Source organism: Microcystis sp. Msp_OC_L_20101000_S702 (assembly GCF_007095705.1).
In the GTDB taxonomy this organism is placed as follows: Bacteria; Cyanobacteriota; Cyanobacteriia; order Cyanobacteriales; family Microcystaceae; genus Microcystis; species Microcystis ichthyoblabe_A.
In genome coordinates, this window is sequence record NZ_SFBO01000103.1 from 1 (window position 1) to 25,929 (window position 25,929).

The following is a 25,929-nucleotide window of genomic DNA, read 5'->3' on the forward strand; positions in this document are numbered from 1 at the left end:
ATCTCCAGAATTACGCGAAAAAATTCTGCAAGAAGGGTTTTATGTGGCTCGGATTCATGACCAAGTATTTGAATTAGATATTCCCGATAATTTTCAACCTCGACCTTATTAAAAATTTAAATGTAATCGCTCTATCTTGCCCAAAGGCAGCAACACTTTTTTCTTCATGAATCGGCAAAATTCAGTAAAATAGTAATAGACCAAATCAGAGAGAAAAAACTCTATGGCATATTAGTGTCCCTGGGTAAGCGCATCTTAACAATCCTTGACAAGATGAACTTTATGTGAGTTGCCTACCCAGACGACAATTCAGGCATATTTGAGTAGAATTTGCCATCTCAATTGTTAAGCAACAATCGACCAAATAGGTCGAGTTCGTAACTATTCTGATTGACTGGTATCACTTGAAATGCCCACGCAAATCACAAAATTGACCAATTGTCAATAGCCTTTGAGATGCCCTTACCCCAGTTTGGGTCTAGGTTTTAAAAATCCCACAAAAGAAGATTTATATCTCAAATCAGCAACGCTGGAAAAATTATTGCTATGACAGGAGGTACCCCGACTCATATTCGCTCATCAAATACATAAACAAAGAAAATTATCTGTATATTTAATCACTTAATCAGAAGCATTTACCTTTGAAATAGCAGTTTTTAAATAGGAAACCACCTCATTAATTGCTACTTCTGACGCTTTTTTACCGGCTCTTTCGACTAATTCCACCTTACCCGATTTGAGAGATTTACCCGTGACAATGCGATAGGGAATCCCAATTAAATCCGCATCTTTGAACTTAACTCCCGCACGTTCATTCCGGTCATCCAACAGGGTTTCAATGCCGGCTTGATTTAACTCATTGTATAAACTTTCGGCGGTTTTTACCTGCTCGGCATCGGCTAAATTAGGAATAACCACAATCGCTTGATAGGGGGCAATAGCTACCGGCCAAATAATGCCATCTTTGTCGTAGGATTGTTCTACGGCTGCCTGGGCCAAACGGGATACTCCTATACCATAACAACCCATACAAATGGGGGTAGATTCTCCCGCTTCATTAGTATAAAAAGCATTCATAGCTTGAGAATATTTATAACCCAATTGGAAGATATGACCAACTTCAATTCCTCTAGCACTTTGCAAGGTTTGATTAGGATCGTGAATAGCTCGATCGCCTACCCGGGCTTTGCGTAGATCGACGATTAATTCTGGTAAGATAAAATCTTTACCCCAATTGGCTCCCACTACATGAAATCCGCTTTCATTAGCACCAGTGATAAAGTTTTCTAAGTCTATCACTGTGTTGTCTGCTATGCGTAAAAACTTAGGAGCTATATCGCTGGCTTTTTTGAGTAAATTATCTTCTAAGTCGGGAGCAATATAACCTAAAGGTAAAGGTTTAGTTGCCCATTTCTGTTGAGCGGCAGCATCGGGTATTTTTAAAGCCAAAATTGTTTTAGCATTGTAACAGCTCGCCTGTCTAACTAATTCATTTTGTAGTTTAACTTCATTAACCTCTTGATCGCCGCGAATATGCAGTAAAACTAAAACAGTTATGCCGCTATCATAAAGCACTTCGTAGAGAACATTTTTGACGATGGCAGTGGCAGAACAATCAAGAAATTTAGCTAAACTTTCGATCGTGTTGGTGTTAGGAGTCTCTTTTTTAGCAAACTTTTTAAAGGGAGAAGCCACTTTATCTGCTGGCAAAGAAACGGCTTTTTCTACATTAGCCGCATACTTTTCATCGGCAGTAAATAAAACCTCATCTTCCCCAGCATCAGCTAAGACCATAAATTCTTGGGATGCGGAACCGCCAATCGCTCCAGAATCCGCTTCTACTGCCCGAAAAGCTAACCCACAACGGCGGAAAATATTGCGGTAAGCTATATCCATCGCTTGATAGGTTTTCTTTAAACATTCCTCGTCGAGATTGAAAGAATAGGCATCTTTCATAATAAATTCTCGCCCCCGCATTAAACCAAAACGAGGGCGAATTTCATCGCGAAATTTAGTTTGAATCTGATATAAATTAACCGGTAATTGTCGATAGGAACGAATTAAATCACGAGCGACGGCAGTAATTACTTCTTCGTGAGTCGGTCCTAATCCTAACTCCCGGTTTTGCCTGTCCGTCAGGGCAAACATAATCCCTTCTGCTTTTGTGTAGGTGTCCCAACGGCCCGATTCTTGCCAGAGTTCCGCCGGTTGCAGTTGGGGAAGTAAACATTCTTGGGCGCCGGCTTTATTCATTTCTTCCCGGACTATCTGGGAGACTTTCTGCAAAACCCGCCACATCAGAGGTAAATAGGCGTAAATACCGCTGCCGATACGACGAATGTAACCGGCACGGACTAAGCATTTATGACTGGGGATTTCCGCCTCGGCTGGATCTTCCCGGAGGGTGACAAAAAGCTGTTGAGAGAGTCGCATCCTATCGATATCCTTTTGAACAGAAGACTTTCTATTATCTCATCAAAGGAGAGCGACTGCAATTATCAATTACTTGTGTTGACAAACAATAACAGCGATCAGTTTACCGATTCTCAGGTATTTCCCCTCATAACTTGAGACTGGTTGGAGAAGCATTGAACCTCGGTTGCAATTGCCTAACTCCCTTGTTCTCTACTCTAGGAAATATGAGCGTTCAGGTTGATCGCTGTTATCGCCGTTATCGAGACAGAATGGAACTTTAACAGGGTTTACTCCTTTGTGAACTTGACCTTATAACCTTGCCAGTTGATCTGTCAGGGAGGCTTTTCTCTTTAGCCTCAATTATTAATATAACATCGGATCGGAGCTAGAAGTCTTTCTCTTAATTAAAGTTTACATTGCCAGGGTCAAGGAAAAGCTTAGATGTTTTGACGCTTGACCGACCATAACTCTTATTATTCAAAAATTATGGCAGCAGTGACCTCAACAGTAGTCAAAGAAAGCGCAGAAGAATTAACTAACTCAACAGACCAAAGAAGCAATCACCGCTAGGGAAAAAGACAAACTGCCCCTAAAGCAAGAAAAAGCTCCCACCCTCAAGGTGATAGCTAAAAGTTGATGGCATCATAGAAACACAGTGCCAAGGTGCTTGTGTAAATATCGTGAGCAAGGCAACGAAAAGAACTTTATAAGATGAATCGGAACGATCCCTTAAACTTCCCGTTGCCGAGGTCCCAGTGAGACAGGTGAGTAGTATGCTTATCCACAGGGAGGCTTGATTTGGGCGCTATATATACAACCAGTCTCAATGGCTGGCTGGTACGAATTATCGTGTCTGACTTCAAATATGTTCTTGTTCCCCAAACTGAAACATCTTTGGCCTGTTTGCCGACAAGATACAAAGCTGAAATTATTGTGGCATCCGAGGCGATGCGGACGGCGAATGGGATTGATATCGCCCCTAAAGAACTCTTCGCCTTCACCATGAACTGCAAAGTTCTTGGCGCTATGAGTTGGACTCTGGTAAATGCGTAGCCATCTGAAGATTCTCCCTGCTTGAGATAGTCACTGCTTAGTCTTTCAATGATATCGAGATCAATTTCATGATCTAGCACTTCTGAAGGGGGGTGCGTCGGCCTGGAAAATCCCAAGAAACTGTGATCGGCAAATACGTCCTCAGCAGCGTAAGCCGTTTCTATTTGACCCATTTCATCTATGGTTATATGCCCGGGCCCGTGAAACCCATTAAAGTGATTGCTTACTGAATAGCAATATGCTCCTGCGTGTTGGATTAACAATGGATCCCCACGACTCTGGCCTTCTAAATTGGTCGATGGTAGCAATATATCGCCAGCAAAACAAAGTGGCCCTCCAATAGCATCGTCCCCTTGAGTAGGCAGGGTGCGATGATTGCGATCGATAATTTGGTGGCTCCATGAGAGGAGAGTCACCTTGATTAGCTGGTCGGAGCCAACATCAACAATAGCCCAACGTCTGCCCCGCATCTGCTTAAGCTCGCGGATACGAGTCAACAAGGCGACGGCATTACCAACCAGTGCGTGTCCAGGCTCGACTATGTACTCAATACCGGGTAACAAGTGTTTCTTTAATGCTTCTGTGTACTCTAGGATTGTTGGAAACTGTTGCCCGTCATGGAAGTCAATGCCAAACCCACCGCCAAGATTTAGTTTTCTCATGCAATGATTCGAGCTGGCTTCGATTAAGTTTTTCAAATGATGAATAAACTGAACCGAATTATTAAATGCCGATACATTATCCATCTGAGTTCCAATATGGATATGCAAGCCAGCTATAGGTAGTTTGCAACTGGCCAGAGCATCTGGCAATTCCTCGGATGGGATGCCAAACTTACTGTTAGGCGAGGCGTGAGAAACCAGATCCTGCCAATCAGTATTGTGGAAATATTCCACCGGTTTTTCTGGGTTAACTCGAACCAGCAAGCTCCCACTCCAATCCTTGCCATAAAGCTTATGTTGAAGGTCATCTAATATAGCTTGGGAGTCAGCAACTACTGTTGAGCCTCCATCGAGGAGATCTACCATTAGCTGGTGGTCGGGCGCCGGACTGTTGTATGTGATCCGATTCAACGGGAATCCCCAAGAAAGGGCCAACTCAACTTCATATTTAGAAGAGCAGTCTGCGGAGCATCCCAGGGATGCCAGTTCATTCAGAATCGCCATCGACGGATTAGCCTTGATCGGGTAGGCAACCTGAGATGGACTGCCGACAAGCTCCACAAAGTGGGACAGGTTCCGACGAAGCTGACCGACGTTCAGTATGTAGAGAGGAGACCCATGGCGTTTTGCTATCTCCTCGATGTCAATTGATCGCGTCCAAGTTTCCATAATCCCTTCTATAATCTCGCTTTTGTCCAACGCCTAGCATCACCCGCAAACAGCGATCAGTTTATCGATTCTCAGGTATTTCCCCCCACTACTTGGGACTGGTTGGAGAAGCATTGAACCCTAGCTGCAATTGCCTAACTCCCTTGTTCTCTACTCTAGGAAATATGAGCGTTCAGGTTGATCGCTGTTATCGTCGTTATGCCACCCTATCGAACCATACCAAGTAAGGAAGAACCTTTTTTTTTAGCCTCAATTATTAATGTAACATCGGATCGGAGCTAGAAGTCTTTCTCTATAATCAAAGTTTACATTACTAGGATTAAGGAGAGGCCTAGATGTTTTGACGCTTGACGATAATTACCCTCAGTTCGGTATCAGAAAAGGAGGGGGTGGTAGCCTGAAAAAATACAAACGATTCAGCACCCCCGTTCTACATTAGCCGAGTCCCGCCCTCTCGAACCGGTCATCGAGTTTTTCGCCACGCTCTGACGTAATATGAAAAATCACTTAGCGATGGCGTACTGCTAGGCAGTGGCTTCGACATTGCAATCAACTTATGGAACAGGGTCAGACGGAAGGCGATGTTAGTCCAAAATTATTTATTTTGAATTACCATTGTTGCACAAGTAATTATATTTTCTAAATTGTTATACTCATATCTTTGTCTTTCAATATAATTATCAAATAAATAATTTTTGTCTGGATATTTTATCGCTAAGTCTTGGCATTTTTGTTTAAGATAATTGAATTGTATTTCATACTCATCATTTTGATAACCGAACAACCCTGAGAACAGTTGAAGGAATTAACAATAAACTGAATGTGATTAAAAGGAGAGGCTGTGGATTTAGAAACTTTAAAAACTTTAGTCTTAGATATTTATTAAATTGGCATTTTGCTAGTTGATTTTACATGGTAAGTTCGGAAAAACTAGAAAAATGAAAGACAAGAGTTTGAAAATCTGCGAAGACTTCTTAAAGTAGAAAGAAAGGGTAGTCGCGGGGATAAAACTTATGAAGAAACAGCTTACTATATCAGCGGTCACTGAGCCTTTACATTGAGCTTGTCGAAATGTGTCGAAGTGTAGCCTAACCGAATCCGCTCAAGTATTTGCCAAAATTATTCGCGGTCACTGAGCTTTTACATTGAGCTTTTACATTGAGCTTTTACATTGAGCTTGTCGAAATGTGTCGAAATGTGTCGAAGTGAGGACATTGGAAAATAAAAAATCAGTTACATTGGGTAAAAGATGTAATTTTTGAGGAAGATAAAAGCCAGATCAGGGATTTTCAAGCGGCAAGCAATTGGTCAATTCTCACAACTATAGGATTGAATCTTTTCAGAGGTTTGGGTTTTCTCTCAATAACAGAGGGACAAAGGTGGTTAGCTGAACGTTGGGAAAAACTGATAGTTTTATCGACGTAAGAAGTAAGCAGAAAAATTAGCTAAATTAACAGGATGTACTCTCAGACAATTTCAAGAGAGATAGGCTTTTAGTGGCTTGATAACAAGCTTTATCAATCTATTCATAATAAATATTAGCAGAGGATTAAAGATTAATTGTTGTGACTAACTCTTTTAGTTAGAGAAAGATAAACTTGAGAATCTTCAGTCAAATTTATTAACTCAAAATCAGATGTACTTAATTTAAATGAATCAACCCTACCTTAATAAGGGGGCATCTGAAAGTTTTTAATACCTACCTACCCATTGATTGACTCCCTCAATTGATTATAGCAATTATTATACTGATGAAATGCAAAAGAATTACCAGAAATTAGCTATGTTTACCCAAGGAAAAGATAACAGCTATCTTAATAAGACTCTTGAAATTTTTTACCCAGCAACTAAACAGGAATTTGATCTCTCCCAAATGTGGGACAATTGACAAAGAACTAAGAATTGTAGAATCCCCCCATCATGACCTCGGAACTATCGAAGCAATACGATCCCAAGATCACAGAAACGAAATGGCAGCAATATTGGGAAAATCAAGAAATATTTACAGCAAACCCCGAAAAAGGCGGCGAAACCTACTGTATAGTTATCCCCCCTCCCAATGTTACCGGTAGTCTCCACATGGGTCACGCTTTCGAGAGTGCCTTGATTGATACACTTGTTCGCTACAAACGCATGACCGGCAAAAATACCCTCTGGCTGCCCGGAACAGATCACGCTAGTATTGCAGTACAAGCTATACTCGATCGCCAATTAAAAGCCGAAAAAACCGACCGTTATCAACTAGGAAGGGAAAAATTCCTCGAACGCGCTTGGCAATGGAAAGAGGAGTCAGGTAGTACCATTGTTAATCAACTGCGACGCTTGGGGGTATCCGTCGATTGGACGCGGGAACGTTTCACCATGGATGAGGGACTTTCCCATGCTGTCCGTACTGCTTTTATCAAACTCTATGAGGACGGATTAATCTATCGCGGTCAATACTTAGTTAACTGGTGTCCGGAATCCCGGTCGGCCGTTTCCGATTTAGAGGTGGAAAACAAGGATATTGAGGGAAATCTCTGGTATTTTCGCTATCCTCTCAGCGATGGTAGTGGTTATCTTCAAGTAGCCACCACAAGGCCCGAAACCATGCTCGGTGATACTGGTGTCGCTGTCAACCCGCAAGACCCCCGTTATCGCCATTTAATCGGCAAAACCGTCACTTTACCGATAATGGGGCGAGAAATCCCGATTATTGCCGATGAATTAGTGGATCCCCAATTCGGTACTGGTTGCGTCAAAGTTACGCCGGCCCACGATCCCAAGGATTTTGAGATGGGTAAACGCCATAATTTAGCCTTTATTAATATCATGAATTTAGACGGCAGTTTAAACGAAAATGCCGGAATATTCGCAGGTCAAGATCGTTTTGTTGCCCGCAAAAATGTCGTTAAAAAACTCGATGAAGACGGTTTTTTAGTTAAGATTGAAGCCTATCGCCATAGCGTCCCCTATAGCGATCGGGGTAAAGTTCCCGTGGAACCCCTTTTATCTACCCAATGGTTCGTTAAAATCGAACCTTTAGCCACAAAAGCTTTAACCTGTTTAGATCAGGAAAACTCGCCCCGTTTTGTGCCAGAAAGATGGACAAAAGTTTATCGCGATTGGTTAGTTAAACTAAAAGATTGGTGTATTTCTCGACAACTATGGTGGGGTCATCAAATTCCCGCTTGGTATATTATCAGTGAAACCAATAACGAAATTACTAACCATACTCCCTTCGTTGTTGCCTGGGATGAAACCTCCGCTTTAGCCAAGGCCAAACAAGAGTATGGAGAGGATATAATTATTCAACAAGACCCCGATGTTTTAGATACTTGGTTTTCCTCGGGATTGTGGCCATTTTCGACTATGGGATGGCCAGAAAAAACCCTTGATCTAGACACCTATTATCCCACCACAACCCTCGTCACCGGTTTTGATATTATCTTTTTCTGGGTGGCTAGAATGACGATGATGGCGGGCTATTTTACGCGACAAATGCCTTTTAAAGATGTCTATATTCACGGTTTAGTTAGGGATGAAAACGGCAAAAAGATGTCTAAATCTGCCAATAACGGCATCGATCCCCTAATTTTAATTGATAAATATGGAACCGATGCTTTACGATATACCTTAATTCGAGAAGTTGCAGGAGCAGGACAGGATATCAGTCTGCAATATAACCGTAAAACCGATGAATCGGAATCCGTAGAAGCTGCCCGAAATTTTGCCAATAAAATTTGGAATGCTTCCCGTTTTGTGATGATGAATCTGGAGGGAAAAACTCCAGAAGAATTGGGAGAACCAGCTTTAGAAAATTTAGAATTAGCCGATCGCTGGATTTTATCTCGTTATCATCAAACAGTACAAAAAACTAGAGATTATCTAGAAAATTATGGCATGGGGGAAGCGGCAAAAGGTCTATACGAATTTATCTGGCGCGATTTCTGTGATTGGTATATCGAGTTAGTGAAAACTCGTTTATGGAAGGATAAAGAATCGGTTTCCTGTGCTACGGCCCGGCAAACTTTGGCTTTTATCTTGGCAGGAACATTAAAATTATTACATCCCTTTATGCCCCATATTACCGAGGAAATTTGGCATCATTTAACCCAAGAAAATCAGCAAGTTTTGGCTTTAGAAACCTATCCAATAGCCGATAGTTCTCTGATCGATCTAGACTTAGAAAATACTTTTGAGTTATTAATAGAAAGTATTCGGGTGTTGCGTAATTTGCGGGCCGAAGCGGGGATTAAACCGGGAGCAACGATCACGGCAATTTTACAGACAGAAAACAGCCAAGAATTAGCTATTTTGCAACGCGGACAAGTGTACTTAAAAGACTTGGCCAAGATCGAAAACTTAATTTTGACGGCCAAATTAACCGAGGAAGTCAATCAAGCGATCGCTGGTGTTGTCGCTACGGTAGAAATCCTCATTCCCCTGTCCGGATTGGTTGATATATCGGTATTGGCCGGGAAATTAGCGAAAAATTTAGCTAAAGTAGAAGGGGAAATTAAGAGTTTGAGCGATCGCCTGAATAAACCTAGCTTTGTCGAAAAAGCTCCAGAAGCTTTAATCCAAAAAACGAAGCAAGCTTTAGCAGAGTCCGAAAAACAAGCCCAAATTCTCCAAGAACGCTTAAAACGTCTGCAGTAGTGCCTTCGTACTAACTAAGTCCAGTGGGCTAGAGCAAAGCTACTGCGATCGAGATTATCCCTTAATCCATTGACTTAGTTGTTCAAGTAGTTGAAGTTAAAGGAGAGGGGCTAACCTAGGGATGACTTTGGGGAACTTAAGCATCTCATAAACTTGCTCCTCTTAACTCCCTATCTAACTCGGACTCCTTGTCCAGCAAGTCTTTCAGGAGTTTTCTGCACCACTGGGTCAATTAAGTTAGCAATTTCAAATTCCGGCTCAATAACAATAAAGCTAACCTTGACTCGCTGCATCTACGACCAAAACCTTATTTTTTTCTGTCACATTTCTAAATAAACAATCAAAATGATGATCAACAAGGATACAGTCCTTTCTGGACAACAATTAAATATTTGTTCAGCGATTTGATTGAATAATTTTTCCTTTACAAAAATACAAGAATTATTATAAAGATTTAGATAAACAAGAAAAAATATAAAGTCTTATGAAGATTATTCAATAATTATCTCAAAAGTCAACAATTGATGAGATTCTGGCCAGATAATGGCGGTGGAGGGGTGAATCAACCTGATCCGAAAAAGAGATTGTTGTCGAGAGTCGGAGAGAAAAGCAATGAATATCAAGGATACATTACACAATTTTGTCCAGTACCTAACAGAGGCTTTCGCTCGCATTTTTAGTCCCAACAATGATGAATATCCCGATGTGGGGATGCAGCCTTTTGATTCTGAACCTTACCATGCTCCCAAGGGTAATTCTTAACTATAGCGATCCTAAATTATTTTTGCTCTTCGGTTTGTGTTATGCAATGGACGGGGGTTATAAAGGATGAAACCCTTATAGAAAAAGACATTACCGCAATTTTTGTCAATTGTTTGCGATCTGGAGCGAACTAATCAATTAAATCTCTTGCCAGATAAGAATTTAGTCGATTTATGCCCCCCTATCGAACCATACCAAGTAACGTCCACAATCGGTCAGTCGAGTCTGACCCCAATCGGGGGCTTAGACCATTTTTTGGATGGCCCCATTTGGCTTTCAGGACTGGCACCGGCGCGTCAACGCAAACAACAAATTTGGAGAAAAGATTATGCCTACGCGAACCATCAATGGCAACAACAGCGGCAATACGATCAACGTCCTCGACGACACAGGCGGCTATAAGGTCACCGGGTCGGGATTCACCATCTCCCCTGGGGGGTCACCTCCATTCACCGACACCGATCTGGTGATCAACACCTTGGACGCCACCGGCGGCACCGACGTCGTCAATCTGTCCGGCTTGACCACAAACTCCGGTGTCAGCTTCACCAGCATCAACATCAACGGCGGCGGCGGCACCCAGAACGTTACCGGCAGCGGCTTCGCCGAGACGATCAGCACCGGTAGCGGCAACGACATCATCAGTGCCGGCGCGGGCGATGACACTCTCATAGGCGGCGACGGTGCCGATAGCATGGATGGGGGCGATGGCAGCGACACCTACAACATCGCTGGCTTACAGCTGGGCGGCGACACCTTCAACGACACGGGCACCAGTGGCAGCGACACCATCAACGTCACCGGCGCCCTGTCCACTTCCCTTTCCTTCGGCGTCGCGGGGACGAACTACTCCCTCATCAACGGGTCTCTGCCGACCTCAGCCGGAGCGACCTATCAGGGCATCGAGACCTTCAAAGGCAACAATTTTGCCATCAACGGCACCAACAACGGCAGCGACATCTTCGACCTCTCTGGGTTCAGCAGCGCCACCGGGGTGGGCGCGATCAACACCTTTAATGCCACCGGCGGCACCGACTACGTCAACGTCTCCACCGCGGATGCCGGGGTGACCATCAACGGCGGCGGCGGCACCCAGATCGTCGTCGGCAGCAGCTTCGCCGATACGATCAGCACTGGTAGCGGCAACGACAGCATCAATGCCGGCGCGGGCAATGACACCATCACCGGCGGCGACGGTGCCGATAGCATGGACGGGGGCGATGGCGACGACACCTTCAACATCGCTGGCTTACAGGTGGGCGGCGACACCATCATCGGCGGCACCGGCAACGACACGATCAGGAACACGGGTGCTGGTGCGCTGAGCATATCTTCATTCGGCCCGTCGGGCAGCGGCACCACCGCCACCTATTCCAGCATCGAGACCCTGGACGGCAACAATCAGGCCATCAACGGCAGCAACGCCACCAACGAGGTGGTCAACCTCAGCCTGATCGGCCAGGTGCTGAACGTCACCGGCGTCAGCATGGCTGACGGTGCCGACACGGTTTGGACGGCGGCGAGCCACAGCGGCCAAGTCACCGTCTATGACGGCGGCGGTAGCGGTTCCACCCCACAAGACACCATCAATCTGGTGTTGACTCCCCTGCAGCTTGGGGCTTTCAGTGTCGGCGATATCGGGTCGCTCAACACTTACGTTGCTGCTCCCACGGGTAAGACCCTCGCGCCCAGTGGAGGCACCATCAATATCGCGAGCCTCCAGTTCAAGGCTAAAAACTTCGAGTCGGCCACAGCCAACGTGCTAGATGATGGCCAGGTTTACAACATCACCGATTGCTTGATCCCGATCAACAATGTGGTGGTGATGACCACGGCTAGTTATACGGATGTAGCCGGGAAAAGTAGCCTCATTGTGGGCACCGCAGCGAACAACACGATTCAGGCTGGTGATGGACAAGACTTGGTGTTTGGCCTTGCCGGAAACGACTCCATTACCGGAGGTGCGGATGAAGACTGCCTATTTGGCGGTGCGGGAGACGATACCTTCTTCGCCAACCTGAGCGAGGCTGAGTTTGACAACCTGCAAGGCGGGTCGGGGACAGACACTTTACAACGCACCACCACCGGCGGCCAGGGCAATCTGGTGCTGAACCAATTCTTGGCCACCAACGGCATCGAGCGGGTCAACCTGGATGCGGGCGGCTCAAATCGCGGGATTGATGGCAACGCGAATGGCAATGTGCTTGATTTCAGTGCCACCACCTTTCTCTCTAACGGCGTCAGTGGTTTAGGCGGAGACGACAGCATTACTGCCACCAACGCCTCGGCTCGCACCTATAATGGCGATGCCGGCAATGACACCCTGAACGGTGGTACACAGAATGACACCCTGAATGGTGGTGCCGACAATGACTCCATCTCCGGTGGCGGCGGGAACGACACCATCAAGGGGGGTGCGGGTGTTGACAGTCTGATTGGCGGCATTGGCGACGATACCTTCCTCGCCAACCTGAACGAGGCTGAGTTTGACACCCTGCAAGGCGGGTCAGGTATCGACACCTTGCAGCGAACCACAGATGGCGGCCAGGGCAATCTGGTGCTGAATCAATTCTTGGCCACCAACGGCATCGAGCGGGTCAACCTGGATGCGGGTGGTTCCAACCGAAACATCGATGGCAACGCCAGCGACAACATCCTCGACTTCAGCGCCACAACCTTGCTCTCTGGCAGCGTCTTCGGACAAGGCGGGAACGACACCATTACTGCCACCAACGCCTCGGCTCGCACCTATAATGGCGATGCCGGCAATGACATCCTGAACGGTGGTACACAGAATGATATCCTGAACGGTGGTCCCGACAATGACACTCTGGTTGGCGGCCTCGGCAATGACTCCCTAACTGGGGGGATCGGCAATGACACGTTCCGCTTCGCAAGTGGTTTCGGTAACGATGTCATCACTGACTTCAGTGGGGGTGGTGCTGACAAGATTGACTTGTCTGCCTTTGGTCTCGGCGGCATCGGGGCTTTGACGATTACTGTCGGCCCTGGTGCTGGTAACGACATCATTACGAGTCCTTCTACTCCAGGCTTCGGTCAGATTACCCTTGTAGGATTTGCGGGCACGTTAACTGCTAGTGACTTCATCTTTACTTGAAAGAGGGTGTAGGGTGTGGGGTGTGGGCTTCGGCCGTGAGCTTTTGCGTTCGACAAAAGCTCACGCCGAGGTCTGAACGGGTGTAGGGAAGGAAACCTCTTTCATCTCTGGTGGTGAAAATTTTTTCATCGGGACTGACTCCCGCGAATGGCTCGGAACGAGAAGCTCTCTGGGATGTCATTGGCTCGATTCAAGGATTACTGATTGGGGACAAAGGATACCTTTTTTTGACCACAACAACGATAAGGGACTTGCGTAGGAATAATATCCCAGCTAGAAAATCGCTCTGTAGAAGAACCAGACCAGCCAGATGGTAAATTATCAAAGCGCAAGTCCCTAACTGCTTTGAGATAAAAGTTATGGGTAGGGATAATAACCCTACCTGATTTTATAGGAAAATAATTAATCCTCTGCTTGCCAATCGGGACAACTATCACTATCCCAACCGTAGGGATGGAAACCGCAGACGAGAAGATTGCCTCCGTAGATATAACCGTGATAATTACGGCAACCGATACAAGCAGCATGGGTGTTAGGATCGGGGTTAACCTTAGGAGTGAGGGTAAAATCCGAGGGTTCGTCTAATTCCGAAAATAGGGATTCATCGAGGTTAAAAAATTCTTCTAATTCCTGGGGTAAAACCTCTTGAATAAACTGTTCCAGATCGATGATAATTTCCTCATTGATTTCTTCAATAGCTTGGGTCACTTCTTGGAAAAAATTTTCAATTCCCAGTGCCACAGTTTCGATCACTTCCCAAAAATCCTTCTGCCAATCGTCCATGTTTATACTTGCATCCCTTGTCTGGTAATAATTAGTTATTTATCCCTAAAATCTAGGTTTTAATCCTGTTGCAGTTTCCGTAATTCCTCCTGAAGACGTTCCACCTTTTGCCGCAATTCATCTACTTTGGGATCAGCTGCTTTGGTGTCCTCCTCATCTTCAATAATTTCTATCCGTCGGGGTTCATGGGGAATATTAGATTCGTTAGCTGTCACCGGTTGCTGTTGTGCCTGTTTCACCAACTCATCGACGTATTTCCTCGCTTCTTCTGCGTTTATTTCGCCGCGAGAAATCATTTCATCGGCTAATTTTTGGGCTTGATTTCTTAATTCTTGTAAATTTACTTCAGCTTTTTCGGCGGCATAAGTAGCAATGCCTACGCCCAAATAAACTGCTTTTTTGACTAAATCACCTAAGTTGGCCATAGCAAAAATCCTGAATCGATCGCTCTTACTTCCTAGAATAAACGATCCTTCTCCCAAATGGAGATGGGTTTTGGGAGTCAGTGAACAGTGAACAGTAATCAGTAATCAGTGAACGCTTGCGCCGCTAATGTAACACCATGAACATTTTTCAGCCAATATCCAAGAGAGCCATCAGTGAACTGAAAACTCACATCTGATAACTGGTAACTGATAACTGGTAACTGATCACTGATGAGGTAAAGTTTTGTAAAGAGATGAGGTGGTGGCAACAGCAAAAGTGATCGCTATAAAGATTAAATTTTAGTCAAATTGCTGGTTTTTCGCCCTCAAAACGACGATAAAGCCTCATTAGGTCAAAAATGATCTAAATAGTTTGATTAAGCTCAAAATAACTAAATATTGCGGATAGCTGCCGGCAGCCAGCTGCCGGCTGAATCGATTTGTGTTCATCCTCAGCAAAGATTTAAACTAAAGAATCGAGACAAGATTCCCGATTTAATCACAAAAAACTATGTTTCCTATTCATCGCCCCCGTCGTCTGCGTCAAACCCCTCAAATGCGCCGTCTGGTGAGTGAAACCGTCTTGACAGCCAATGACTTTATCTATCCCCTTTTCGCTACGACGGGGGAAGGTATTGCCCGGGAAGTCAAATCGATGCCGGGAGTGTACCAATTATCAATCGATAAAATTGTTGACGAAGCCAAGGAAGTGCGGGATTTAGGAATTCCAGCGATTATTTTATTCGGGCTGCCAGAAAGTAAAGACACAGAGGCGACGGGAGCATGGCACGATCATGGTATTGTCCAAAAAGCGGCCACAGCAATTAAAGAGGCAGTTCCCGATCTACTCATTGTCGCCGATACTTGTTTGTGTGAATATACCAACCATGGTCATTGTGGTTATCTGCAAACGGGAGATTTAACCGGCAGGGTGTTAAATGATCCCACTCTGGAATTATTGCAAAAAACCGCCGTTTCTCAGGTAAAAGCGGGAGTGGATATCATTGCACCGTCGGGAATGATGGATGGTTTTGTGCAGGCAATTCGTCAAGGATTGGATGAGGCGGGTTATAGTGATACGCCGATTCTTTCCTATACGGCTAAATATGCCTCTGCCTATTATGGGCCGTTTCGGGATGCGGCTGATTCTACCCCCCAATTCGGCGATCGCAGAACCTACCAAATGGATCCGGGTAATGCCAGGGAAGCCTTAAAAGAGGTGGAATTAGACCTATTAGAGGGAGCAGATATGTTAATGGTAAAACCTGCCCTATCTTACATGGATATTATCTGGAGAATCAAGGAAATGACTAATTTACCCGTGGCTGCCTACAATGTGTCGGGGGAATATTCAATGATTAAAGCGGCGGCGTTAAATGGCTGGATTGACGAAAAACGGGTGACTTTAGAGACTTTAACCAGCTTTAAACGGGCGGGTGCCGATATTATCTTAACCTACCACGCTAAGGATGCCGTGCGCTGGTTAGCAGAGGGTTAAACTTGATGATTGAACCCACCATGCCGATTATTGAGTAGGTAGGCACAATTCATTCAAGCAACTACATAGCGCACTGCTGCAACAATTTGTTAACCGATCGTGGAATCTATAGCGTTTCCTAAGCTAGTGAGGTACACCTATTTTTCTTCCCTTTCGCCTTTTGCCTAAAACCCATAACTTTTGTACCTCAGCCGACTGAAAAACGCTATATGATGCCTTTTATTTTTGGATGTTCAAGTGCCGACGGTTCCACAGTTTTAGTCCTTCAAACCAGAAAATACTGACAACTCCAGAAACTAAGCTGACCAGCAAATCATCAGTATGTAGAAATGAAAAGCCGAACAGGTGTCGTAACAAGGGAACATAGAGAACTAATCCCAAAAACAGCAGTCCACCGCCGATCACCCACCACAAAGCCTGATTAGGAGCTTGGAGCATTTCTGGAATCGTTCGGGACCAGGAACGATTGGTGAGAATCATAGCCAGGTTAGAGATAATCAATGTCGTAAATGCTAAGGCACGAGCATTAAATTCACTATTGCCGTTGCTATAGGCGATCGCAAATACAATAACCAGTACCACTAAAACGCTGGTTCCTTGAAGCAAGGCTAATCGCAACGTCCGACGACTGAACAAGGGTTCTTTGGGATTACGGGGGGGGCGACGCATAATATCGCTTTCTGCCGGTTCAGCTTCAAACACAACCGTGCAGGCCGGATCGATAATTAAGTGCAGAAAGGCAATGTGGATCGGGAGTAGCACCAAAGGCCAGCCAAAGATGACTGGAATCAACGACATACCCGCGATCGGAACGTGAACGGCCAAGGTATAGGCCATCCCCTTTTTCAGGTTGTCAAAGATACGTCTGCCCAGTTTGACCGATTCGACGATGGATGAAAAATCATCTTTCAACAGGACCAAATCGGCAGACTCGCGCGCTACATCCGTACCTCGTTCACCCATGGCAATGCCGATATGAGCAGACTTGAGGGCCGGGGCATCGTTGACACCATCACCAGTCATGGCCACAATTTCCCCGGAGCGTTTCAGTGCATTGACAATCAATAGTTTTTGTTCGGGGACGACACGGGCAAAGATGTTGGTGCTTTGAATGCGATCGCGCAGTTCCGACTCACCCATTTGCTCCAGTTCCCTACCGGTGATCACCTTGTCTAAAGGCCTGAGTCCAATCTGACGGGCAATGTTCTGGGCTGTTACCGGATAATCACCCGTAATCATGACAACGCGAATTCCCGCACCATAGCATTCAGCGATCGCAGGTGCCACAGTAGGACGCACGGGGTCTTCCAGTCCGATCAGTCCCACAAATTCAAACTCAAAGTCGTGTTGTTGCACAGGTAAGCGATCGTCAGATTCTAAGTAGGCTAGAGGCCCGGATGACTCAAGAGCGTGAGTTTTGGGTAATGTTCCCATTTTGCGTCCTTGGGCGACTCCCAGAACTCGCAAACCCTCTCCGGCCATTGCCTGGATCTGTTCGACAAGCTCCTGTTGTTGAATCGGGCTGAAATGGCAGAGATCAGCGATCGCTTCTGGGGCCCCTTTTGCCGCAACGGTAAGCTCCCCCGTCAGGGATTCCCAGACACAGGACATGGCCAAGAGATCGGTGGACAGGGGATATTCGCGCAGTAGTTGCCAATCGCTATGCAGGTGTTCAGTCTTGGCTAGGTAATCCCAACCAATTTGCTGCAACGCTTTCTCCATCGGGTCAAAGGGATCTTTGCGACTCGCTAGAATGCCAAACTCGATCAGGGGATGAAGGACTTCGGGCAAGGGTTCGCGCTCGTGGAGCGTCACATCGTACAGATAAGCATTGGAGCCGCTGTAAACCAACAATTGTTTGACGGCCATTTGGTTCAATGTCAGGGTTCCAGTCTTATCGACACAAAGAACGGTGACAGAACCCAGGGTTTCAACCACTGGAATGCGACGGGTTAGTACCTGTTTTTGCGAGAATCGCCACGCTCCCAGAGCCAGAAAGATGGCCAGCACCACCGGAATTTCATTGGGCAAAATTGCCATCGCTAGGGCTAATCCTGCCAAAAAGCCATGCAACCAATCGGCCCGGGTTAATCCATAAATCACGACCACCGCCGCACAAATGGCCAGCGCGATCATCGTCAATTTACCGACAATGCGACGGGTTTCTTTTTGTAAGACCGTGTCTTCCGGTTCAACCGTTTGCAGAGCTTTGCCAATTTTTCCCATTTCAGTATGTATGCCCGTTGCTTGCACCTGGGCAATGCCCTGCCCTTGTACCGCCAGAGTGCCAGAATAGACAGTGGGTAAGTCGTCTCCACCCGGTCTCAAGGTGGCTGAAAGCTGCTTCGGGTCTTCTGCCGTCTGGATGGTGCGTTTCCTGACCGGAACAGACTCTCCGGTTAACAGCGATTCATCAATCGTCAAGTGAGTGGACCACAGCAAAATCGCATCCGCAGGAACGCGATCGCCTTCCTCCACCACGATCAGATCGCCCTGTACCACTTCTCGGCCGGCAATCCGCTGCCGTTCCCCATCTCGAATCACCAAGGCCCGCGGACTGGATAAGTCCCGCAGTGCTTCTAGAGAACGTTCCGTTTTTTGCTCCTGGTAAAGATTGATGCCAATAATAAAAAAGACAAACCCCAGTAAAATTAGAGCTTCTTGTGCATCACCCAAAAAGAGGTAGATGACACCACAGGCAATTAGGAGCAGGAAAATCGGCTCTTGGATAATGTCTAGGGCGATGGTTAAAAAAGTACGATGCTGAGTTGAGGGGAGTTCGTTGTAGCCGTGCTGTTTCAAGCGCTCACTAGCTTCTTGGCTAGACAACCCGTTAAACTGTCTATTTTGTATAGGTGCAACCATAACAATTACCTAGGTTTTTCACACAGGCTATTCTCGCACACAGAGAGTGGGTAAGCTGTACTGAATTTAAACTGCGTATTAACAATTTTAGTACAAATGCTCAAACTTCCTCTCCCTGCTCCCAACTCTGACACTCCGGTGCAGTCTTAACGGCTAATTTAAGTAGCTGGTTATAATTAAATTAAAAATGGATTTTAGGTTCGATCCCCCCTGCCCCCCTTGATCTACCCATTATAGGGATCTTTCTTAACAATTTTTGCAGTAAGCACTCCAACCCTTATCCTGACTTGATTTCAGTTTTTTCGTTGTCAGTAAGGGTGTCAACAAGGAATATTACAAATTGTTAACCGAGTCTTGAAAGCCTTGTGCTACAAGGGTTTGAAATGTTAAGAAAGATCTGACTAATGGATAGCCCCCTTGATAAGGGGTGTGCCGATCCCCCCTTAGTCCCCCCTTTAATCCCCCCTTAATAAGGGGGGCATCTGACAACTTTTAACGCCTACCTACTTAGATAGTCAAGAGCTTGGCCGGTCGTCAAGACCAAATTAGGTTATAAGCTAAGACGCATCTTAACCGCCTATCCTTAGATTAGCTGAATCTCCCCCAATCCTTTTACTAAGTACCTAAGCAAAATTAATTACACATATCTAACCTCCCCTTTGCCTATTGCCTATTGCCTATTGCCTCTCCTAACCAAGAAGTTAATTTTTTTCTAGTGCTTAATCATATTCTTTTGCCGCTTGTACTAAGGATAAAAGTTGTCCAGTTTGATCGGTTCCCGATACTCCTAAATCACTGTGACAGAGGATAACTTTTTCGCTTACCCTTGCTAATAAATCCCTTAAAACTCTCTGTAAACGGCCCTGATTTTCCTCTAATTCTGCTTCCGTTGTCCAGGGTTGATAGGGACTTTTTCGCCAAAAAATTGGCGCAGCAAAAAGAGTAGCAGCACCTCCTTGTTCCCAGAGTGGGGAGGAACAATCTAGCCAAAAATGCCAACGATGACTAGAACGAAAAGAACGATATTGAAAGATATTGCCTAGGGTAACTGCTGAGGAAGATTTAATAAATTGTCGCACAGGATAGGGATTAGCGGTAATTGTACCACGGCGCAAAAGTTGGATAAACTGACTAATAGTTTCGCTGGGACTTTGAAAAGAGGGTTCACTCTCACGCAAACGGCGATCGATCTCCCAAAAATGTTGGGCAGTTTCCATTAATTCTCGCAAAGCTGCCAAGTGATCGAAGGGCAAATTTTCCCCATCGTTTAATAATTGTTCGATCGCTTGATTTAAGACAAAAATCGGGAAAAGTTTGGCTTCCTGCTGCCGTTTTTTCATCCCTTCGATCCAGTGACAAATTCTTTCGTAGGCAGTACAAGCTTTTTGTCCTAAGCGATCCCAACGGGGAAAAGTTTCGATCGCTAATAAACGAGGATTTTCCAGATCCACTTGATAACAATAATCGGCAATTAATCCAGCGCGAACCGGATCGATATCGGGAATTAAATTTTGTTCTTCATCCCAGCGATAACGGCTAAAAATCACCAGCATTTCCGCTATAGCCTCTTGGGGGGCTAAACGCCCCAAATTTTCATAAACAAGGGCGAGAAGGGTCAATAATGCCCGAATCAGAGGACAACTGATCAGGGGTCGTTGTTCGTTCAGGGGTTGAACGGCTATCCCGGCACCAGTTAAAATTTCCATCAGGCTATAACGGGCTATTTCGTCTAAACCGGGGGCAATAATGGCGATTTCTTCGGGTTTTACTGCTCCTTGCTTGACTGCTTGAATAATAGCTGTGGCTGTCTTCCGTAACAATTCAGCGCGAGAGGTGGTTTGCAGGGAGATGAATTGATCGGGAAGATTGCCACGATAGTCACCGTCGCTAATTAGGGAGATAATCGTCTCGCTAAACTGAGCGGCTAACCCCTCAGTGGTGGATAATGGCATAATTTGACAGCGTGCCGCTAATTTTTGTAGATAATCGGGATCGGCAGTTAATCCTAAGCGAATTTTTCCCTGGGGATTGTAGGTAAAAACGCTAAAACAATCATGATCGAGGAAAAAACTGAGTAAATCCTTGGCAATAGCCGGATAATCGTCCACATCGTCCGCAAAAACTCCCCGGAAGCGTTTTAATAGTTGCTGTTGATAGCGACTATCAGGGAATAAATAGCGCCAATAGAGTTCGTAGATGATACCATAACTTAATAAACCACGTTCTAGAGACCAATCACGCCATTGAATGATTAATTCTCCCACTTTTTCTGGTGTTTCCTGCTCATTAATCGCTAAAACTCGTTTTAGATCTGTTTCTGATAATCCTTCGGCTAATCTTTCGGGTATCTTTTCTGCGGGAACACCACTAGCGCCGGCTAATTGTAACAGATCGAGAACTTGACGCACGAAACGATATTCATTTATGCTAGTAAGCTGGAAGAATTCGGCGATTGCTGGTTGCCAGAGACGGGTGGCGAGTTCCTGCTCCGTTTCTGGGCGTAATCGGCGGGGAAATTGCGCTTTTAGCTCCAAAAACTCGAAAATTAACGGCCAAAACAGGATGACTTCATCGGTGAGAAAACCTAAAGGGGTTTTACAGAGAATCGGATAGCTACCCCTAACAGCAATGGCTAATCGATCGGCTAATTCCCGTTTATTATCATCGTTGGCAGCGAAAACTAAGATCGATCGAGGAAGGGGGGATGATTTTGAGCGATCGCGAGACACCCAGCGCCGAAATTCCCCGACTAAAGTGGTGGTTTTTCCTGATCGCGTGCCACCTTCGATCCAAATTGGTATGATTGACATCGTTTTTTCTCGATTGTATTTGTTAAGATGACTGATCGGTACTCTAGCTTTTCTCCCTTGTGGAAGTAATTGTTTTCTATGAATCTTAATCGGATTTTGCAAGGTGTTAATCAATGGTTATTACAAACTCCTGAACGTTCTTTAGATGAGGCGTATCATGCAGCTTTGAAGATTAAGGAGATAGAAGACAAGCATTTTCAAGGGCGAAAAGTGGCGAATGGGTTCTCGAATTATGGCAGCAGCACTAATTCCTATTTTATCGCAGAAGTTAAAGGTTATCTGCAAAAAATTAAAGTCAGATTGACGGAGTTTAAAGCTAGTCGCTCGATCGTGAATACCTTCGGACCCAATCAACCGACAATTAGTAATGGGGTGATTACTGTCACCACAGATGTTTGTCTGAAAAAACTTCAGTTTATCGATAGTGTTATCGGAAAATATCAAGATAATTATTGGCAAGAAGATATTGAAGATGTCCCCAAAAGTCTCCAGAACCGAAATTTTGAGCAGGAAACAGCCAAAAATAAAACTTCGAGAAATCGCTCTTTTTTAGCGGCGGGTAGTCTTGAAGATGAGGAAATAATCAAAAGTAATAAATCCCAAAAAGCTACGGAAAAACCGGGGGTTTTGCCCCGTTCTTTTGTCAACACTTTTAATCGCATTAAACAGGAAATTGATCCCCAAGCGGAGGAATCGGAGGAGGCAGTTTTAAAGAAATTTCGCAATTCTCGTTATAAAACAGCCATTTCCCTCAAGTTTATTTTACTGTTAATTATTGTTCCTTTATTGACCCAGCAATTAACCAAAACTTTCCTGATTACCCCCTTGGTTAATAAATATTTCCAACAACAGGAACAGTTTATTTTTATCAATCAGGATTTAGAAGAAGAAGCTTTTTCGGAATTGAGAAGATTTGAGGAAGCTTTACATTTTCGAGGTATGATTGGTTTAGCACCCAAATTATCTAACGAAGAAATCGAGGGAGAAATTACCAAAAAAGCAGCGGTACTAAGTGAAGAATTTCGCCAACGAGGTTTAAATGCGATCGCTAATATTTTCGCCGATATTTGTTCCCTGATTGCCTTTGGTTGTGTTGTCGCTTTTAGTCGTCGAGAAATTGAGATTGTCAAGTCTTTTCTGGATGGCATTCTCTATAATCTTAGCGATTCAGCTAAAGCTTTTTTAATTATTCTTTTTACCGATATATTTGTCGGTTTCCACTCTCCCCACGGTTGGGAAGTGATCCTAGAAGGGTTAAGTCGTCATTTCGGTTTACCAGAAAATCGCCAGTTTAATTTTCTCTTTATCGCCACTTTTCCCGTTATCTTGGATACAGTCTTAAAATATTGGATTTTCCGTTATCTCAATCGCATTTCTCCCTCGGCAGTGGCTACCTATCGTAATATGAATGAATAGGGTAAAATCCGGGAGAAAACTGATAATTTATCCTTCTAATTTGGAGGGATAATTTGGCTGCATCTCACATTTGCAGAAATACCGACAATCAGCAATTATCAGTGACTCTTAAATTATTACAGATATATCAGCAGCTGTTTGTAAGCATCCCTCCGAAAAACTAATGCACGGGGGGGTTTTCAGCTATTTATTCCGATAAATCGACTAAAAACGTTGCCAGATAAGGATTGGAGAGAATGACATTGGAGAGAGTGAAAGAACCCTAGGAAGCGTTGATTCATGAATCAACCTACAAAGCACGACGTTTTGAAAAATGCAATATCTCTCTTCAATTTAATCATAACTACTTACTTATGATAAAATGCTATCAAGGTCAGGGAGGGAAAACTTGCAATTATTCACCCAATAAAATAACTGATAGCCGAGATGAAACCCTGTTACTGTATTAATCCCAATTGTTATCAACCAGACCATCCGAGTAATAATAACTCGAATACTCGTTACTGTCAAAGTTGCGGCTCTGAGTTGTTGTTAAATGGTAAATATAGGGTAAGTCGGTTATTGAGTGATACGACCGGTTTTGGCGTTGTTTATGAGGCTTTTGAAGGTTTTACAGCCAAAATCCTCAAGGTCTTACAAGAAAAATGGAATAATGAACCGAAGGCAGTGGAATTATTTAAACGGGAATATGACGTTTTATTAGAGTTGAGTCGTCAAAATGTCACCGGTGTTCCTCGCGCAGATGCCTATTTTCAATATTCCACAAGGGAGGGGAAAATATTACACTGTTTAGTTATGGAAAAAGTGGAGGGGATTAATTTAGAACAGTGGCTAAAGCAGTATGATAAGTTAAGTCAAAAACGAGCCTTAAAATGGCTGAGAGAAATTACTTTAATTCTCGATAAAATTCATCAACAGAATTGGCTGCATCGAGATATTAAACCCCCTAATATTATGCTGCGGAATAGTGGCGAGTTGGTGTTAATTGATTTTGGCACAGCAAGGGAAGAAACCCAAACCTATCATCAAAAGGTAAAAGGTCAACAGGTGACAGGTATTACCTCAGCCGGATATACCCCCAATGAACAACAACATGGTCAAGCAGTGATTCAATCAGATTTTCATGCTTTAGGACGAACTTTTGTGCATTTATTAACCGGAAAACATCCTTTAGAAATTTATGATCCGATTAATGATGTTTTACCTTGGCGAGAAGAAACGGAAAATATTCACCCGTTATTGTTGGATTTTATTGATGAGTTGATGGGAAGATTGCCAAAGAATAGACCGGCTAATACTAGGGTTATTTTACAGCGTTTGGATGAGATTGAACGGCAATTAAAGTCACCTACTATAACTCCTAATAAACCATCTCCACCACCACCAAATCCGCAGCCTGTTGTAACTCAAAAACAACCGCCGGTTATGCCTAAGATTAATCCTTCTCCGCCGGTTTCACCCGCACCTGTACCCAAAAAAACACCAGCACAACCGGTTAAAAATAATAATCTGAGAAATAGAATAATAGCTCTTGGTGGAGTTTTGTTATTAGGAGTAGGAATAACGCAAGCTTACGGTTATTTTAAATATAAAAATTTTCCTGCTAGTCCTCAATTATTAATATCTGATTTATCTAGTCTTCGCTTCTTAGATAAAACCCTAACTGGTCATTCTGATACGGTTTCGTCAGTGGTATATAGTCCCGATGGCCGCTATTTAGCTAGTGAGAGTGGTGACAAAACTATCAAAATTTCGGGGGTAGCAACGGGAAAACAATTGCGTACTCTTACCGGTCATTCTAGCTGGGTTAGTTCAGTGGTATATAGTCCCGATGGCCGCTATTTAGCTAGTGGGAGTAATGACAAAACTATCAAAATTTGGGAGGTAGCAACGGGAAAACAATTGCGTACTCTTACTGGTCATTCTTTCTGGGTTAACTCAGTAGTATATAGTCCTGATGGCCGCTATTTAGCTAGTGGGAGTCTTGACAAAACTATCAAAATTTGGGAGGTAGCAACGGGAAAACAATTGCGTACTCTTACTGGTCATTCTTTCTGGGTTAGCTCAGTAGTATATAGTCCCGATGGCCGCTATTTAGCTAGTGGGGGTGATGACAAAACTATCAAAATTTGGGAGGTAGCAACGGGAAAACAATTGCGTACTCTTACTGGTCATTCTGGTAGTGTTTGGTCAGTGGTATATAGTCCCGATGGCAGCTATTTAGCTAGTGGGAATGGTGACAAAACTATCAAAATTTGGGAGGTAGCAACGGGACAAGAATTGCGTACTCTTACTGGTCATTCTAACGGGGTTACTTCAGTAGTATATAGTCCCGATGGCCGCTATTTAGCTAGTGGGAGTGGTGACAAAACTATCAAAATTTGGGAGGTAGCAACGGGACAAGAATTGCGTACTCTTACTGGTCATTCTAACGGGGTTTATTCAGTAGCATATAGTCCCGATGGCCGCTATTTAGCTAGTGGGAGTGCTGACAAAACTATCAAAATTTGGCGGGTGGGACAGTAAAGTTGTGTTTGGGGTGACAGCAATAACTTTTGTCTATCAAAAATGAGCGACACTTGCGGGAAACTGCACCGATGTCTTTAAAAATATTGGGTTTTGGCTCAAATTTTTGAATCGAGCAGTTTTCTCCTAAATAGGGTATGCGGCAAAAAGTACGGGCGAAGCATTCGGATAGAAAATCTACAGTTTCACCGATAGGTTATTGTCCGAATGCTTCGCCCCTACAGGACGCGGGCCGATAAAGACGCAAGATTTTGAACGACGATTCTCTCACAATCTTGCACCTGTT

13 protein-coding genes and 3 pseudogenes are annotated in these 25,929 nt (G+C 44.5%); 9 read left to right on the forward strand and 7 right to left on the reverse strand.

Annotation, left to right across the window (positions count from 1 at the left end):
* Positions 1-621: 621 nt before the first annotated feature.
* Entirely contained in the window at positions 622-2,433 is a 1,812-nt protein-coding gene (locus tag EWV60_RS11420) for a proline--tRNA ligase (RefSeq protein ID WP_287232338.1), read from the reverse strand.
* A 686-nt stretch (positions 2,434-3,119) separates the two neighbouring features.
* Entirely contained in the window at positions 3,120-4,829 is a 1,710-nt protein-coding gene (locus EWV60_RS11425) for a diaminopimelate decarboxylase family protein (RefSeq protein ID WP_287232340.1), read from the reverse strand.
* A gap of 735 nt (positions 4,830-5,564) precedes the next feature.
* Between EWV60_RS11425 and EWV60_RS11430 the strand changes: the two are divergent.
* The 3 genes and pseudogenes from EWV60_RS11430 to EWV60_RS11440 form a co-directional block, all read left to right on the forward strand.
* Positions 5,565-5,705, forward strand: a pseudogene (locus EWV60_RS11430) (transposase); the annotation flags it as partial.
* 28 nt (positions 5,706-5,733) lie between these two features.
* Positions 5,734-6,224 (forward strand): annotated as a pseudogene (locus EWV60_RS23395) (hypothetical protein); the annotation flags it as partial.
* 495 nt (positions 6,225-6,719) lie between these two features.
* On the forward strand, positions 6,720-9,440 hold the full coding sequence (locus tag EWV60_RS11440; RefSeq protein ID WP_287232342.1) for a valine--tRNA ligase: 2,721 nt from the start codon (positions 6,720-6,722) through the stop codon (positions 9,438-9,440).
* Positions 9,441-9,610: 170 nt separating this feature from the next.
* Here EWV60_RS11440 and EWV60_RS11445 read toward each other — a convergent pair whose 3' ends face one another.
* Positions 9,611-9,733, reverse strand: coding sequence for a hypothetical protein (locus EWV60_RS11445; RefSeq protein ID WP_002738230.1), 123 nt, complete (start codon positions 9,731-9,733; stop codon positions 9,611-9,613).
* Positions 9,734-10,052: 319 nt separating this feature from the next.
* On the opposite strand from EWV60_RS11445, the gene EWV60_RS11450 reads away from it, so the two are divergent.
* The 3 genes and pseudogenes from EWV60_RS11450 to EWV60_RS11460 form a co-directional block, all read left to right on the forward strand.
* Positions 10,053-10,202, forward strand: coding sequence for a hypothetical protein (locus EWV60_RS11450; RefSeq protein ID WP_002752187.1), 150 nt, complete (start codon positions 10,053-10,055; stop codon positions 10,200-10,202).
* A 328-nt stretch (positions 10,203-10,530) separates the two neighbouring features.
* Entirely contained in the window at positions 10,531-13,320 is a 2,790-nt protein-coding gene (locus EWV60_RS11455) for a beta strand repeat-containing protein (protein WP_287232344.1), read from the forward strand.
* Between the two features lie 134 nt (positions 13,321-13,454).
* A pseudogene (locus EWV60_RS11460) lies at positions 13,455-13,544 on the forward strand (IS982 family transposase); the annotation flags it as partial.
* A gap of 178 nt (positions 13,545-13,722) precedes the next feature.
* On the opposite strand, the gene EWV60_RS11465 reads toward EWV60_RS11460, so the two are convergent.
* Together EWV60_RS11465 and EWV60_RS11470 are read right to left on the reverse strand one after the other, a co-directional pair.
* Positions 13,723-14,103 (reverse strand): hypothetical protein, encoded by a 381-nt coding sequence (locus EWV60_RS11465; protein ID WP_002752180.1) that lies wholly within the window; start codon positions 14,101-14,103, stop codon positions 13,723-13,725.
* A gap of 59 nt (positions 14,104-14,162) precedes the next feature.
* On the reverse strand, positions 14,163-14,528 hold the full coding sequence (locus tag EWV60_RS11470) for a phasin family protein (protein ID WP_002777874.1): 366 nt from the start codon (positions 14,526-14,528) through the stop codon (positions 14,163-14,165).
* Between the two features lie 511 nt (positions 14,529-15,039).
* On the opposite strand from EWV60_RS11470, the gene hemB reads away from it, so the two are divergent.
* On the forward strand, positions 15,040-16,026 hold the full coding sequence (hemB, locus tag EWV60_RS11475; protein ID WP_002752178.1) for a porphobilinogen synthase: 987 nt from the start codon (positions 15,040-15,042) through the stop codon (positions 16,024-16,026).
* A gap of 219 nt (positions 16,027-16,245) precedes the next feature.
* On the opposite strand, the gene EWV60_RS11480 is transcribed toward hemB, so the two are convergent.
* Both EWV60_RS11480 and EWV60_RS11485 read right to left on the reverse strand, forming a co-directional pair.
* Entirely contained in the window at positions 16,246-18,891 is a 2,646-nt protein-coding gene (locus tag EWV60_RS11480) for a cation-translocating P-type ATPase (RefSeq protein WP_287232347.1), read from the reverse strand.
* 719 nt (positions 18,892-19,610) lie between these two features.
* A complete protein-coding gene (locus tag EWV60_RS11485) occupies positions 19,611-21,701 on the reverse strand; it encodes a PD-(D/E)XK nuclease family protein (RefSeq protein ID WP_287232349.1) in 2,091 nt (696 codons plus the stop codon).
* Between the two features lie 78 nt (positions 21,702-21,779).
* On the opposite strand from EWV60_RS11485, the gene EWV60_RS11490 reads away from it, so the two are divergent.
* Both EWV60_RS11490 and EWV60_RS11495 read left to right on the forward strand, forming a co-directional pair.
* A complete protein-coding gene (locus EWV60_RS11490; protein WP_002777880.1) occupies positions 21,780-23,117 on the forward strand; it encodes a proton extrusion protein PcxA in 1,338 nt (445 codons plus the stop codon).
* 426 nt (positions 23,118-23,543) lie between these two features.
* Complete coding sequence (locus EWV60_RS11495; RefSeq protein WP_287232351.1) at positions 23,544-25,643, forward strand: serine/threonine-protein kinase; 2,100 nt, start codon at positions 23,544-23,546, stop codon at positions 25,641-25,643.
* Positions 25,644-25,929 lie beyond the last annotated feature (286 nt).

Bases quoted from the DNA above. Each gene is read 5' to 3' on its own strand.
- EWV60_RS11420 (WP_287232338.1), bottom strand. From the start codon at position 2,433: ATGCGACTCTCTCAACAGCTTTTTGTCACCCTCCGGGAAGATCCAGCC.
- EWV60_RS11440 (WP_287232342.1), top strand. From the start codon at position 6,720: ATGACCTCGGAACTATCGAAGCAATACGATCCCAAGATCACAGAAACG.
- EWV60_RS11445 (WP_002738230.1), bottom strand. From the start codon at position 9,733: ATGCAGCGAGTCAAGGTTAGCTTTATTGTTATTGAGCCGGAATTTGAA.
- EWV60_RS11450 (WP_002752187.1), top strand. From the start codon at position 10,053: ATGAATATCAAGGATACATTACACAATTTTGTCCAGTACCTAACAGAG.
- EWV60_RS11455 (WP_287232344.1), top strand. From the start codon at position 10,531: ATGCCTACGCGAACCATCAATGGCAACAACAGCGGCAATACGATCAAC.
- EWV60_RS11465 (WP_002752180.1), bottom strand. From the start codon at position 14,103: ATGGACGATTGGCAGAAGGATTTTTGGGAAGTGATCGAAACTGTGGCA.
- EWV60_RS11470 (WP_002777874.1), bottom strand. From the start codon at position 14,528: ATGGCCAACTTAGGTGATTTAGTCAAAAAAGCAGTTTATTTGGGCGTA.
- hemB (WP_002752178.1), top strand. From the start codon at position 15,040: ATGTTTCCTATTCATCGCCCCCGTCGTCTGCGTCAAACCCCTCAAATG.
- EWV60_RS11480 (WP_287232347.1), bottom strand. From the start codon at position 18,891: ATGGTTGCACCTATACAAAATAGACAGTTTAACGGGTTGTCTAGCCAA.
- EWV60_RS11485 (WP_287232349.1), bottom strand. From the start codon at position 21,701: ATGTCAATCATACCAATTTGGATCGAAGGTGGCACGCGATCAGGAAAA.
- EWV60_RS11490 (WP_002777880.1), top strand. From the start codon at position 21,780: ATGAATCTTAATCGGATTTTGCAAGGTGTTAATCAATGGTTATTACAA.
- EWV60_RS11495 (WP_287232351.1), top strand. From the start codon at position 23,544: ATGAAACCCTGTTACTGTATTAATCCCAATTGTTATCAACCAGACCAT.